Origin of the sequence: Klebsiella sp. GN_Kp190 (assembly GCF_040061795.1) — a bacterium.
Taxonomy (GTDB): domain Bacteria; phylum Pseudomonadota; class Gammaproteobacteria; order Enterobacterales; family Enterobacteriaceae; genus Klebsiella; species Klebsiella michiganensis.
Map to the genome: position 1 here is coordinate 205,045 of NZ_JBEAFN010000012.1, position 13,251 is coordinate 218,295.

General features: G+C 56.8%; 12 protein-coding genes. 11 read left to right on the forward strand and 1 reads right to left on the reverse strand.

Features of this window, described 5'->3' with window-relative positions; translation table 11 throughout:
- Positions 1-7 precede the first annotated feature (7 nt).
- From cyoB to ABLU67_RS10415, 5 genes are all read left to right on the forward strand, one after another.
- A complete protein-coding gene (cyoB, locus tag ABLU67_RS10395; protein WP_004848247.1) occupies positions 8-1,999 on the forward strand; it encodes a cytochrome o ubiquinol oxidase subunit I in 1,992 nt (663 codons plus the stop codon).
- Positions 1,989-2,600, forward strand: coding sequence for a cytochrome o ubiquinol oxidase subunit III (locus tag ABLU67_RS10400; RefSeq protein ID WP_004099525.1), 612 nt, complete (start codon positions 1,989-1,991; stop codon positions 2,598-2,600). Before cyoB ends, ABLU67_RS10400 begins: the two co-directional genes overlap by 11 nt.
- Positions 2,600-2,929, forward strand: coding sequence for a cytochrome o ubiquinol oxidase subunit IV (locus ABLU67_RS10405; protein WP_004099523.1), 330 nt, complete (start codon positions 2,600-2,602; stop codon positions 2,927-2,929). The genes ABLU67_RS10400 and ABLU67_RS10405 overlap by 1 nt, the downstream gene beginning before the upstream one ends.
- 11 nt (positions 2,930-2,940) lie before the next feature.
- Positions 2,941-3,828 (forward strand): heme o synthase, encoded by an 888-nt coding sequence (cyoE, locus tag ABLU67_RS10410; RefSeq protein WP_004129778.1) that lies wholly within the window; start codon positions 2,941-2,943, stop codon positions 3,826-3,828.
- Between the two features lie 1,117 nt (positions 3,829-4,945).
- Positions 4,946-5,248: a hypothetical protein gene (locus ABLU67_RS10415; RefSeq protein WP_048261420.1), complete on the forward strand. Its 303-nt coding sequence runs from the start codon at positions 4,946-4,948 to the stop codon at positions 5,246-5,248.
- Between the two features lie 102 nt (positions 5,249-5,350).
- On the opposite strand, the gene ABLU67_RS10420 is transcribed toward ABLU67_RS10415, so the two are convergent.
- Entirely contained in the window at positions 5,351-6,109 is a 759-nt protein-coding gene (locus ABLU67_RS10420) for an IclR family transcriptional regulator C-terminal domain-containing protein (RefSeq protein ID WP_201435087.1), read from the reverse strand.
- Positions 6,110-6,262: 153 nt separating this feature from the next.
- Between ABLU67_RS10420 and ABLU67_RS10425 the strand changes: the two genes are divergently transcribed.
- From ABLU67_RS10425 to ABLU67_RS10450, 6 genes are all read left to right on the forward strand, one after another.
- Positions 6,263-7,084: a shikimate dehydrogenase gene (locus ABLU67_RS10425; protein ID WP_201435086.1), complete on the forward strand. Its 822-nt coding sequence runs from the start codon at positions 6,263-6,265 to the stop codon at positions 7,082-7,084.
- A complete protein-coding gene (locus ABLU67_RS10430) occupies positions 7,081-8,757 on the forward strand; it encodes an FAD-dependent oxidoreductase (RefSeq protein ID WP_201435085.1) in 1,677 nt (558 codons plus the stop codon). The genes ABLU67_RS10425 and ABLU67_RS10430 overlap by 4 nt, the downstream gene beginning before the upstream one ends.
- 13 nt (positions 8,758-8,770) lie before the next feature.
- A complete protein-coding gene (locus tag ABLU67_RS10435; protein WP_004133454.1) occupies positions 8,771-9,091 on the forward strand; it encodes an NIPSNAP family protein in 321 nt (106 codons plus the stop codon).
- Between the two features lie 10 nt (positions 9,092-9,101).
- Positions 9,102-10,805 carry an FAD-dependent oxidoreductase gene (locus tag ABLU67_RS10440; protein WP_201993801.1) on the forward strand — a complete coding sequence of 568 codons (1,704 nt, stop codon included), beginning with the start codon at positions 9,102-9,104 and terminating at the stop codon, positions 10,803-10,805.
- Between the two features lie 65 nt (positions 10,806-10,870).
- The gene (locus tag ABLU67_RS10445) at positions 10,871-11,689 is read left to right on the forward strand and encodes a TIM barrel protein (protein WP_185219581.1); all 819 of its coding nucleotides are present in this window, start codon (positions 10,871-10,873) and stop codon (positions 11,687-11,689) included.
- Positions 11,690-11,699: 10 nt separating this feature from the next.
- Entirely contained in the window at positions 11,700-13,064 is a 1,365-nt protein-coding gene (locus ABLU67_RS10450) for an aromatic acid/H+ symport family MFS transporter (protein WP_064379702.1), read from the forward strand.
- The last annotated feature ends 187 nt before the right edge of the window (positions 13,065-13,251 follow it).

Sequence of the window (13,251 nt, forward strand, 5' to 3'; positions counted from 1 at the left end):
GAAAACGATGTTCGGAAAACTTACACTGGATGCAGTGCCCTACCATGAACCCATTATTGTGGTTACGGTGGCTGCAATTATCATTGGGGGACTGGCGCTTCTGGCGGCCATCACTTACTTCGGTAAGTGGTCCTACCTTTGGAATGAGTGGCTGACTTCGGTTGACCACAAACGTCTCGGTATCATGTACGTTATCGTAGCAATCGTCATGTTGCTGCGTGGCTTCGCTGACGCCGTTATGATGCGTAGCCAGCAGGTGCTGGCCTCGGCCGGGGAAGCAGGCTTCCTGCCGCCTCACCACTACGATCAGATCTTTACCGCCCACGGCGTTATCATGATCTTCTTCGTAGCGATGCCGTTTGTTATCGGTCTGATGAACCTGGTGGTTCCGCTGCAGATCGGCGCGCGCGACGTTGCCTTCCCATTCCTTAACAACCTGAGCTTCTGGTTCACCGTTGTGGGCGTGATTCTGGTTAACCTCTCTCTGGGCGTCGGTGAATTCGCGCAGACCGGTTGGCTGGCCTATCCGCCGCTCTCGGGAATTGAGTACAGTCCGGGCGTCGGGGTCGATTACTGGATCTGGGCTCTCCAGCTATCCGGTATTGGTACAACGCTCACCGGTATTAACTTCTTCGTAACGATTATCAAGATGCGTGCCCCTGGCATGACCATGTTCAAGATGCCAGTGTTTAGCTGGGCATCTCTGTGCGCCAACATCCTGATTATCGCCTCCTTCCCAATTCTGACCGTCACCGTCGCGCTGCTGACCCTGGACCGCTACCTGGGCACCCATTTCTTTACCAACGATATGGGTGGCAACATGATGATGTACATCAACCTGATTTGGGCCTGGGGTCACCCGGAAGTGTACATTCTGGTTCTGCCGGTATTCGGTGTCTTCTCCGAAATCGCCGCAACCTTCTCACGTAAGCGTCTGTTTGGCTACACCTCGCTGGTATGGGCAACAGTGTGTATTACCGTTCTGTCGTTCATCGTTTGGCTGCACCACTTCTTTACTATGGGTGCGGGCGCGAACGTAAACGCCTTCTTCGGTATTACGACCATGATCATCGCTATCCCGACCGGGGTTAAGATCTTCAACTGGCTGTTTACCATGTACCAGGGCCGTATCGTCTTCAACTCAGCAATGCTGTGGACGATTGGCTTTATCGTGACCTTCTCCGTAGGGGGTATGACCGGCGTACTGCTGGCGGTACCGGGCGCAGACTTCGTGCTGCACAACAGCCTGTTCCTGATCGCGCACTTCCATAACGTCATCATCGGCGGCGTGGTGTTCGGTTGCTTCGCAGGTCTGACCTACTGGTGGCCGAAAGCCTTTGGCTTCACCCTGAACGAAACCTGGGGCAAACGCGCTTTCTGGTTCTGGATCATCGGCTTCTTCGTCGCGTTTATGCCGCTGTACGTACTGGGCTTCATGGGCATGACCCGTCGCCTGAGCCAGCAGATTGACCCGCAGTTCCACCCGATGCTGGTTGTTGCAGCCTGCGGTGCGGCGCTGATCGCTTGCGGTATTCTCTGCCAGCTGATTCAGTTCTACGTGTCTATCCGCGATCGCGAGCAGAACCGTGACCTGACCGGCGACCCGTGGGGCGGCCGTACGCTGGAGTGGGCAACCTCTTCTCCTCCGCCGTTCTACAACTTTGCTATCGTTCCTGTCGTTCACGAGCGTGACGCGTTCTGGGAAATGAAAGAAAAAGGCGACGCGTATAAGAAACCGGCTGGCTATGAAGAGATTCATATGCCGAAAAACAGCGGCGCGGGCATCGTGATTGCTGCTTTCGCAACGGTGTTTGGTTTCGCAATGATCTGGCATATCTGGTGGATGGCGATTGCAAGCTTCGTCGGTATCCTGGTGACCTGGATTATTAAGAGCTTTGACGAGGACGTGGATTACTACGTGCCGGTTGCAGTAGTCGAAAAACTGGAAAATCAGCATTTCGATGAGATTAACAAAGCAGGGCTGAAAAATGGCAACTGATACTCTTGCGCATAACGCCCACGCGCACGAACACGGGCACCATGATACAGGACCGATGAAGGTATTCGGTTTCTGGATCTACCTGATGAGCGACTGCATTATCTTCGCCACTCTGTTCGCTACCTATGCCGTTCTGGTGAACGGCACGGCGGGCGGTCCGACCGGTAAAGATATTTTTGAACTGCCGTTCGTTCTGGTTGAAACCGCGCTGCTGCTGTTCAGCTCCATCACCTACGGCATGGCGGCTATCGCCATGTACAAAAACAACAAGAGCCAGGTGGTTTCCTGGCTGGCGCTGACCTTCCTCTTCGGGGCTGGGTTCATCGCGATGGAACTCTATGAATTCCATCACCTGATTGTTGAAGGTATGGGCCCGGATCGCAGCGGCTTCCTGTCAGCGTTCTTCGCGCTGGTCGGCACCCACGGTCTGCACGTGACCTCTGGTCTGATCTGGATGGCGGTGCTGATGGTTCAGGTTTCTCGTCGCGGCCTGACCAGCACGAACCGCACCCGTATCATGTGCCTGAGCCTGTTCTGGCACTTCCTGGACGTCGTGTGGATCTGCGTGTTCTCTGTTGTTTATCTGATGGGGGCGATGTAATGAGTCATTCTACCGATCATAGCGGCGCTTCTCACGGCAGCGTGAAGAGCTACATGACAGGTTTCATCCTGTCGATCATTCTGACGGTTATCCCGTTTGCAATGGTGATGAGTGGATCTGCATCGCATGCGGCTATTCTGGGAACCATCCTGGTCACTGCGGTTGTGCAGATTGTGGTACACCTCGTGTACTTCCTACACATGAACAGTAAATCGGACGAAGGTTGGAACCTGACCGCATTTATCTTCACCGTAATCATCATTGCTATCGTAGTTGTCGGCTCCATCTGGATTATGTGGAACCTGAACTACAACATGATGATGCACTAAGAGCGGCGAGTATGTTTAAGCAATACCTGCAAGTAACGAAACCAGGCATTATTTTTGGCAACCTGATCTCCGTGATTGGCGGTTTCCTGCTGGCCTCCAAGGGCCACATCGACTATCCGCTTTTTATCTGGACGCTCCTCGGAGTATCCCTGGTGGTCGCCTCGGGTTGTGTTTTCAACAACTATATCGACCGTGATATCGATCGTAAGATGGAACGGACGAAAAACCGGGTGCTGGTCAAAGGGCTGATCTCGCCAGAAGCTTCGCTGGTATACGCCACCCTGCTGGGTATTGCTGGCTTCATGCTCCTGTGGTTTGGCGCGAATCCCCTGGCCTGCTGGCTGGGGGTGATGGGGTTCGTGGTTTATGTCGGCGTTTACAGCCTGTACATGAAGCGCCACTCCGTCTACGGCACGCTGATTGGTTCTCTCTCCGGCGCTGCGCCGCCGGTGATTGGCTACTGCGCGGTTACCGGTGATTTTGACAGCGGTGCCGCGATTCTGCTGGCGATTTTCAGCCTGTGGCAGATGCCTCACTCTTACGCTATCGCGATTTTCCGCTTCAAGGATTATCAGGCAGCGAACATTCCGGTACTGCCGGTAGTGAAAGGCATTTCGGTAGCGAAAAACCATATCACCGTTTACATCATCGCTTTCGCCGTTGCCACGCTGATGCTCTCCCTGGGCGGCTACGCTGGATATAAATATCTGGTTGTCGCTGCGGCGGTGAGCGTCTGGTGGCTCGGAATGGCGCTGCGCGGTTATAAAGTGGCGGATGATAAAGTCTGGGCGCGTAAGCTGTTCGTCTTTTCCATCGTAGCCATTACCGCGCTGTCGGTGATGATGTCCGTCGACTTTATGGTGCCGGATTCACACAACCTGCTGACCATGGTCAGATAGTGTCTCTCAATGGCGTATCGCACGATACGCCATTACTTATTTCCCCCTGTTAATCTCGCATCGCCGATGGTTGTAAATCATTCTCCCCACCCTATTATTCTGAGATTGTGCCCTCAACCCTCTCAACGCTTTCTCTGCCCCTGGCTAAATTCCGCTTCAGCGTCCTCGATCAAAGACGCCCCCCGTACATGCCTTTCTCCGCTTACTGCCGGAACGCGTTTAGCCATACTGATGCGATAATAGTCACGCAGTACTGCCAATTCGTTTCGACAAATAGCCGCATCAGATTCATCAGCAGCAATTCATTATCCTGCAGCCATCGTTTATTTAGATGAATTAAAATTGGTTTTAACGCTGGTACTGTCAATAAAATGAGCACTATATACCGGCTAATGATTCCGTTGTTTAACGAATCATCGCTAAGCACGGTTTTCCCACTGCGGTCGGCAATGGTATCTTTGAGATATGAATCCCGCCGCCGCGCTACCCCGTACGGCGCCGAGTGGTTTAGCTGCATATATACGGTAAATAAATTTATTGTGCGCAAAATAGTATAAGAGATATATCGCGAAATTTTTGTTTCGTCGAACGCTGACGTCATTCGGGTTAGCAAACCATAGACAGGCTCTCGTTCATTCAGCGGGCTGCGCTTCCTTCATTCCCGGTGGGCGAATGTGAAATCGAAAATTAACATATTAACGTGAGGTATGGTGCCAGGGTGATGTTCTCATGCCCTCCCCTCCTCCGCACGAACAGGCGGTCTTTTGCCATGAATATTTTTCTCTCCGGTTCATATAGCATCTCTATTGAACAATAGTAAAGTTTTCAATGAAAAAAAAGCTGTCCGTCTTATTTCCGCCTGCAACCACTTTCAGCGCGTTTTTCTTTATAAGGCCCTCATGCAATTTCACATTAAAGCCAGATGTGCCGAATAAAAAATTCATACTCATGGCTTACGCCGTTATCTCTGAAGAAAACTTCATTTTATTAAATTTGTATGAAATTGAATATTTCACATATTAATACTCTGGATTAACATAATTTAAGAGTGTTAGTATTTCTTCCGTGGGTAAGAGACCCACTAATAAAAATTAATCAAACTTAACAAGGAATACCAATGAAAGAATTAACTATTGGCGAAATGGAATCTATTTCTGGTGGTTTTAATGTGTTCGGCAGCATTGCTAACAGCATTTCCAGCATTATTAATAATACAGCAAGCCATCTGAGCGATTTTATTACCTCCGCAGGTGCTACCATCGCCAATGCCATCGTTAACGATACCATTGCGTTCGGTGATTACCTGAGCGGCACATCTACGTGGCAGGATTTCGTTGCCTCAAGCAACGAAAACTGGAGCAATTCTGTGCACGACCTGTCGGGCGAGTGGAACACTTTCACTAACAGCATCACCGCCTAATATCGGTTCGTCATTCTCAGGGCAGGATTCTTCCTGCCCTTTTTTTTGCCTACCGTAAGCTCTCTCGGCACGAGGATGAGTGAATCGTCTGCGCCTTTGGTTTTAACCCACCAGCATCGCCTGAGCGCTATAGAGCAAATCCAGATGATCGCGGCATAGTGCCTCAATCGAGGTTCTTGACTGATGGCTGGTTAAACTCAGCGCTCCCCAGTAAAGCCCTTCCCGATCTGACAGCGGCACGGCCAGGACCAGCATGCCAATTTCAAACTCCTGCTCAATCGCGGCGTATCCCTGGCGACGAACCTGAGCGATCTTTTCCATTAACGCCGCCACGTCCGTCACCGTATAGGGCGTACGCTGCTCGCGGCGGATCCGCTGCAAAACGGTTTCACACTCGGTTTCCGCTAAGGAAGCCAGCCATAGTCGCCCTCCGGCGGTACAGTAAATCGGCACTCTCTCCCCCAGACGCACTGAAGTCGAGTTAAACGGCGTGTGTTTACTGCGGGCGATATACACCAGCTCGTCATCATCTATCACGCCGACCGAAGCGTGCTCTTCCGTCCGACTGGCGATGTACTCCACGATCGGTCGTACCATGCGTGGGAACTGCGCCGAATCGACATACGCCTGCCCCAGCCTTAACGCTTTAGGCGTTAGCCAGTAATAACGTCCGTCGGTTTGCAGATAGCGCTCGTGCAGCAGGGTAAGGAAAAAGCGCCGCGCGGCGCTTTGCGTCAGGCCGCTCATTTTCGCCGCCTGCGGCACGGTGAGCCGGGGGAACTCTTTTGAAAATAGCTGGATCAGCGCCAGCCCTTTTTGCAGGCCGACGATCAGATCGCGGGTATGAATCTGGTTTTGCATACTTGTTCACACTTTCGCAACAATACAATCAGTTTAGCGCGATTATCGCAGTGGTAGTGCGATTAACAACCAGTATGGCCGAATTCTGCGTTGTCGCTCTCAGCTTCCGCTGAAATACTTTCACAACATTCATTTAACAAAATGAGGTTTGAAATGGTCAGTGGATTCACTCAGGTCGTCGCCGTCATCGGCCACCCGATTACCCAGGTTAAGTCGCCGGAGAATTTCAACCGCTTCTTTGCTGACCAGCAGTTGGACAGCGTGATGATCCCGGTTGATATCGCCCCCGAAGCCGTTGCTGACTTTCTGCAGGCCCTGCGCGGCTGGCACAACATGAGCGGCGTCCTGGTCACCGTTCCGCACAAACAGCGGGCCGCCGCCCTGGTCGACGAGTTAACCCCGCGAGCTCAGCACCTCAATGCCATTAACGTCATCCGTAAGCTGGCCGATGGCCGTTTACAGGGCGATATGCTCGACGGCGTCGGTTTTCAGCTTGCCGCAGAGGCGCACGGCTTTAGCGCCGCCGGTAAAAAGGGGCTGCTCTCCGGCTGCGGCGGTGTGGGCAGCGCTATCGCGTGGGGGCTTTGCGAAGCGGGTATCCGCCAGCTGGCCCTTTATGATCAGAATCCCGCCACCCTTCAGCTGCTGCATAACCGGCTGGCCACCCATTTTCCGCACGTTCATCTCGTCGACCTGCCCGCTACGCTTGCCGGCCTGGATTTGCTGGTGAATGGTTCCCCGGCGGGAATGGCCGGTTTCGAGCCGTTGCCGCTGCCGCAGACGCTGCTGGAAACCCTTCCGCTATCCACGCATGTCGCCGACGTGGTGACCGCCCCGCTCATCACCCCGCTCCTCGCCTTCGCCCGGGATCGCGGCTGCGCGATCCAGACCGGGCCGGAGATGGCGCTGGCGCAGATGAAACTGATGGGGCAATTCATCGGCGCCATTGCGCAGGAACAAGGAGCGGCAGCATGAAAAGCTGGGATGTCATCGTTATCGGCAGCGGCGCCGCAGGTTTTGCCGCGGCGGTGACCGCCAGCTGTAAGGGACTGTCGGTGCTGATGCTGGAAAAAGCCCCGCAGTTTGGCGGCACCTCCGCCATTTCCGGCGGCGCGGTGTGGATCCACGATAGCGATCAGGCGCGGAAAATGGCCGTGGGCGGCAGCCCGCAGGCTATCGAAACCTATCTGCGGACGATTATCGGTGAGCCTCATTATCGTCAGGATCTGGTGGATGCCTTTATCGCTTCAGGGCGCGAGGCGCTGGCATTTCTTGAAAAAGAGGGCGCGGTGAAATATAGCCTGCGCCCGCTCTCTCCGGATTATTACCCGGATGAGCCCGGCGCCGTCGATGTCGGGCGGGCGCTCGAGGTGGTGGAGTTTGACGGACGGGAACTGGGTGCGCATTTTCGCGACCTCCGCTCTCCCCCACCGGGAATGCTGCTGTTTGGCGGGATGATGGTTAACCGGGTTGATATCCAGCACTTTCTCGATATGCGCCGCTCCCCGCGCTCGTTCGCGCACTGCGGCAGACTGCTGCTGCGCTTCGGTCGCGATCGCCTGCGGTACCCTCGCGGTACCCGCCTGGCGATGGGCAACGCGCTGATCGCCCGCATGGCGACGCTCGCCTTTCGCAAAGGAATGCAGCTCAGGCTCAACGTCAACGTGCTTTCGCTGAGCGAACGCAATGGCGAGGTGACCGGCGTAGAAATTGAGCACGAGGGTCAAAAGCAGGCTCTTGAAGCCCGCTGCGGGGTGGTACTGGCGGCGGGTGGTTTTGCCGCAGGCAGGCTGGCTGAACGCTATCGCCCCCAGACCCGCGAGCACTACACCATGTCCCCCGCCGCCAACGACGGCGCCGCGCTGCGCCTTGCCGCCGCGGTCAATGCCCGGGAAGGGGCTGACCTGCCGTCTAACTTTTTCTGGGCGCCGGTCTCGGTTTTACAGCATCCCGACGGTACGCAAGAGCGCTTCCCTCATCTGGTCACCGATCGCGCCAAACCCGGAGTGATTGCCGTCAACCAGCGCGCGGTGCGCTTCGTGAACGAATCTAACTCTTATCACCACTTCGCCAGCGCCATGCAAAGCCGGGCAGAAAATGCGCCCTGCTTTCTGATTTGCGACGCCCTGGCCATGAAGCGCTACGGCCTCGGCCTGGCGCGCCCTGCCCCGGTCAATAATGACGCGCTGGTGAAAGCGGGCTATCTGCATAAGGCCGATACGCTGCCTGAACTGGCGCAGCGGCTCGGCCTGGATCCGCAGACGCTCACTGACACGGTGGCTCGCTACAACCGCGACGCCGCTCAGGGCCTCGATCCGGCGTTCACCAAAGGCGGCAACAGCTATAACCGCGCGATGGGCGACCCCGGCCACCGGCCAAACGCCTGTAACGCTCCGCTGACCCGCGCGCCGTTTTATGCCGTCACCCTCTATACCGGCGATCTCGGTACCTCGCGCGGCCTGGTCACTACCGCCGATGCTCAGGTCATTAACCAGCACGGTGAACCGATTAAAGGCCTCTATGCCGTGGGTAATGATATGGATTCGATGATGGCCGGAACCTACCCCGGCCCAGGTATTACGCTCGGCCCGGCGCTCACCTTCGGCTATCTCTCAGCCAGCCATATGGCGCAACAACACGCACTATAAACAGGAGAAAATCATGATCTATGAAAAACGCACCTACACCATCAATCCGCTGAAAATGGCCGACTGGCTGGCGCTGTACAAAAGCGATGCTTACGCCGTGCAAACCGAGCACCTCGGTAAGCTCATCGGCTTCTTTTTTACCGAAATTGGCGTGGTCAATCAGGTGGTGCATATCTGGGCCTATGAAAGTCTGGACGATCGCCTGGCGCGTCGGGCGCGCATGGCGCAGGACGAACGCTGGCTGACGTTCTCGCGCAAAAACCGCGAGCTGGCCGCCGTCGAGCGTCTGGAGTCGGTGCTTCTGCGCCCCACTGATTTTTCACCACTGCAATAAGGAGAGGGTCATGAGCGGGCAGATGAACGTGGATGTTCTGGTCGTCGGCTCCGGCGCGGCGGGGCTCTCTGCCGCCGTCACCGCCGCGCTCGGCGGCGCCAGCGTACTGGTTGCGGAGAAAGAGTCGGTCATTGGCGGCACCAGCGCCTGGTCCGGCGGCTGGCTGTGGATCCCGCGTAACCCGCTGGCTCGTGAAGAAGGGATTGAAGAAGAGCCGGGCGCGCCGCTCGCTTATTTACGCCATGAAATGGACGGTGAGCCTGCCGATGCGCGTCTGCTTGCCTTCTTACAGTACGGACCGGAGATGATCGACTTTTTCCGCCGCCGTACCGCCGTGCAGTTTCTTTCCGGCAGCAAAATGCCCGATTTTCACGCTTCACCGGGCGCTGCGCTGGGCGGCCGCTCGGTCACGGCGCAGCCTTTTGACGGACGGCTGCTGGGCGACTGGCTGCATCGCCTGCGGCCTCCGCTGGAGACCATCAGCCTTGCGGGTATGGGCATTGCCGGCGGCACGGACATGGCGCACTTTTTCAACGCGACCCGCTCACCGGGCTCGGCGCTGTATGCGACCCGCCGCCTGCTGCGTCACGGCTGGCAGCGGCTACGCGCCGGTCGCGGACAGCATCTGGTTAACGGCAACGCGCTGGTCGCCCGCCTGCTGCGTTCGGCGCTGGATGCGGGGGTTAATTTTCAGCTTAACGCGCCGGTAGAACGTCTGCTTGCCGACAACAACGGCGTTGCAGGCGCGATATTACGCAGCGACGGCGGCGCGCTGAAGGTTCGCGCCGGCGCGGTGATCCTCGCCTGCGGAGGCTTTCCTCACGATAGGCAGCGTCTGGCCGAAAATGTGCCGCACGCCGCCAGCGGCTACGGCCACTTCTCCGCCGCGCCCCCGGGCAATCAGGGGGATGGCATTCGGCTCGGCGAAGCGGTCGGCGGCCAGTTTGATACCTCACTCAGGCACGCCATGGCCTGGGCGCCGGTGTCGCGCGTTACCCTCGCCAGCGGACTGCAGTTGCCGTTCCCGCATCTGGTTGAGCGCGCTAAGCCCGGCTTTATTGCCGTGTTGCCTAACGGTAAACGCTTCACCAATGAAGCCGACTCTTATCATGATTTTATTGCCGCGCTGCTGGACGCGACGCCGTCGGGCGAAACGCCGCAGGCGTGGCTAATTGCCGACGGCCGTGCGCTGCGGCGCTACGGATTGGGCCATGCTCGCCCCTTCCCGTTTACCCCCGAGGCCTGGCGACGGACCGGCTATCTGTACGTCGGTGAGACGCCGGAAGCGCTGGCGAAAACATGCGCCATCAATCCGCAGCAGCTAACGGAAACGATCGCCCGGTTTAACGGCTTTGTAGACCAGGGAGAGGATAAGGATTTTCAGCGCGGCGCCTCGGCCTATAACCGCGCGCAGGGTGACGCCAGCCGCTCGCCCCACCCCACGCTCGGGAAACTCAGCCATGGGCCTTTTTATGCGGTACGTATATTGCCCGGCTCGCTGGGTTCCTTCAGTGGACTAATCACCGATGAAAATGCCCGTGTTCTCAACGCGCAGCGGCAGCCGATCCAGGGGCTTTTCGCCATCGGCAACGATATGTCGAGCGTGATGCGGGGATTCTATCCCAGCGGCGGTATCACGCTGGGTCCGGCCATGACTTTTGGCTATCTGGTCGGAAAAAACCTGGCAGAAAATCTCAATAAAACAACGCAGTAAAAGCATTCCACCAGGGACGGCAATACGCATAACAACAATCACCTGCAACTGTACTGGAGTCCTTTATGAACATGCGAACCCTCTCACTCGCCGCGCTTACCCTCCTCGACGTTCCGCCGCCGGAACAGGTACGCATTGCGGCCCAGACCGGATTCACCCACGTTGGTCTGCGCCTGCTTCCCGCAACCCCGTCAGATCCGGATTACGACATGCTCGGCGACACCGCCGCCGTACGCGATACCCTGGCGGCGCTGATGGAAACCGGCGTTCGCGTTTCGGACGTTGAGATCGTCCGCCTGACGCCCGATTTTTCAGTGGACGCTCGTTTGCAGCTTTTTCTTACTACCGCCGCGCGCCTTGGCGCAAAGCAGGTTTTAGTGGCAGGAAACGATGATAACCGCGCGCGCAGCGCGGAAAATCTCGCCCGGCTTGCCGAAGCCGGCCAGGAGCATGGATTAACCATGAACCTGGAGCCCATGCCCTGGACCCACCTGCGCACCATTGCCGAAGCCCGGGCGCTAATCACCGCCAGCGGCCGCAGCGATATCGGTATTTTGATTGACGCTATTCACTTCTGGCGGGCCGGCGAATCCCTGTCCACGATCGCGGCGCTACCGCAAAATTGCCTCAACTATATGCAGCTTTGCGATGCCTCACCGCAACCCCCCGCGGACGAGCAGGAGCTGATTTACCAGGCCCGCGCCGCGCGCCAGGTCCCCGGTGAAGGCGGACTCGACCTGCACGGTCTGATGGCGGCGCTTCCGGCCACGCTGCCGGTATCCATCGAGGTCCCGCTAAGCGGCGCTCGGGGTGCGCTGCCGGCGCTCGCTCGCGCTCAGCTGCTGTTTAACGCCGCGCAGTCCTACCTGCGCCCTTGCGCATAAGGAGAGTCCCATGACACAGACTCAACGCCTGGACGTCAGGGAGTTAATCAACGCCAATCCGCTAAGCCGCTTTCAGAAGCTGGTGGTGTTTTTAGGCTTCTGCGTTATCGCGCTGGACGGCTTTGATATCGCCATCATGGGATTTATCGCCCCGACGCTGAAGCAGGAATGGGGAGTAAGCAATCACCAACTCGGTTTTGTCATCAGCGCCGCGCTGATAGGCCTGGCGCTGGGGGCCATTTTCTCCGGGCCGCTCGCCGACTGGCTGGGACGGAAAAAAATTATCATTAATAGCGTCTTTTTCTTCGGCTTCTGGACCATCGCCACCGCCCTTTCACAAGATATTGAGCAGATGATGGTTTTCCGCTTCCTGACCGGGCTGGGATTAGGCGCCGCCATGCCGAATATCGGCACCCTGGTGTCAGAGTATGCGCCGGAGCGCCAGCGCTCGTTCCTGATTACGATTATTTTTTGCGGCTTCACCTTTGGCGCGGCGGCGGGCGGTTTCTCCGCATCCTGGCTAATCCCGCAGTTTGGCTGGCACTCTCTGATGCTGCTTGGCGGGATCCTCCCGCTGCTGTTCGCTCCGGTCCTGATCTGGCTGTTACCGGAATCGGTGCGTTTTCTGGTCGTTAAGCGCGCGCCTGCCGAACGTATTCGGCGGATTATGCAGCGCCTCTATCCGGGACAAATCCCCGATGAGGCCGAGTTCAGCCTCCCGGCCCAGCCCGTTCAGGCAAATGCCATGCGCATCGTTCTCTCCCGCCAGTATCGCTTCGGTTCGATGATGCTCTGGCTGGTTTACTTTATGGGGCTTTTTTTGGTTTACCTCCTCGGCAGCTGGCTACCGACGCTGGTAAAAGAGGTGGGCTTAACGGTCGGCCAGGCGGCGGTAATGACCGCAATGTACCAGGCGGGAGGAACCCTTGGCTCGCTGTTTGCGGGCTGGCTAATGGACCGGATCAACCCACATCGGGCGCTCGGGCTGATTTACGCGGTTGGCGGCCTGTTTACGATGGCGATGGGCTATGCCGCTGCAAGCTTTGCGCTCATCTGCCTGCTGGCGTTTATCAGCGGAGCCTGCTTAAACGGCGCCAATACCGGCATGAACGCGCTCTCCGCCCGCTACTATCCTACCGAAGCACGGGCTACCGGCTCCAGCTGGATGCACGGCGTTGGCCGCATGGGCGCGATCCTGAGCGCCTTTGCCGGAGCGGAGATGCTGGCGCTGAATATCAGCTTCGAAAGCGTTTTCCTGATCCTTGGCATTCCCGCCGCGATAACCGTCGCCGGGCTGGCGGCCAAAGGTATTTTCGCGGCTGGCCCGACGACAAGAGCCACCGCGTCAACCGCGCCCGTCAGAAGTACCTTTTAAACGTTGACGCTAAGGCAGGCGTGTTTCAAAAACACGCCTGCCAAAAAAGAAAAATTAATTTCATTTAAATGAGCAATGAAAAATAAAAATGCCATGCAGTATCGATTCACTTCACAAAATCACAGCGCAAAATCATTAAATCCATACAATAAACAAATCAAATATCGTTCAGAAAAACACTTAATAA

Excerpts from the sequence above, each read along its gene's own strand:
- cyoB (WP_004848247.1), top strand. The coding sequence starts at position 8 with ATGTTCGGAAAACTTACACTGGATGCAGTGCCCTACCATGAACCCATT.
- ABLU67_RS10400 (WP_004099525.1), top strand. The coding sequence starts at position 1,989 with ATGGCAACTGATACTCTTGCGCATAACGCCCACGCGCACGAACACGGG.
- ABLU67_RS10405 (WP_004099523.1), top strand. The coding sequence starts at position 2,600 with ATGAGTCATTCTACCGATCATAGCGGCGCTTCTCACGGCAGCGTGAAG.
- cyoE (WP_004129778.1), top strand. The coding sequence starts at position 2,941 with ATGTTTAAGCAATACCTGCAAGTAACGAAACCAGGCATTATTTTTGGC.
- ABLU67_RS10415 (WP_048261420.1), top strand. The coding sequence starts at position 4,946 with ATGAAAGAATTAACTATTGGCGAAATGGAATCTATTTCTGGTGGTTTT.
- ABLU67_RS10420 (WP_201435087.1), bottom strand. The coding sequence starts at position 6,109 with ATGCAAAACCAGATTCATACCCGCGATCTGATCGTCGGCCTGCAAAAA.
- ABLU67_RS10425 (WP_201435086.1), top strand. The coding sequence starts at position 6,263 with ATGGTCAGTGGATTCACTCAGGTCGTCGCCGTCATCGGCCACCCGATT.
- ABLU67_RS10430 (WP_201435085.1), top strand. The coding sequence starts at position 7,081 with ATGAAAAGCTGGGATGTCATCGTTATCGGCAGCGGCGCCGCAGGTTTT.
- ABLU67_RS10435 (WP_004133454.1), top strand. The coding sequence starts at position 8,771 with ATGATCTATGAAAAACGCACCTACACCATCAATCCGCTGAAAATGGCC.
- ABLU67_RS10440 (WP_201993801.1), top strand. The coding sequence starts at position 9,102 with ATGAGCGGGCAGATGAACGTGGATGTTCTGGTCGTCGGCTCCGGCGCG.
- ABLU67_RS10445 (WP_185219581.1), top strand. The coding sequence starts at position 10,871 with ATGAACATGCGAACCCTCTCACTCGCCGCGCTTACCCTCCTCGACGTT.
- ABLU67_RS10450 (WP_064379702.1), top strand. The coding sequence starts at position 11,700 with ATGACACAGACTCAACGCCTGGACGTCAGGGAGTTAATCAACGCCAAT.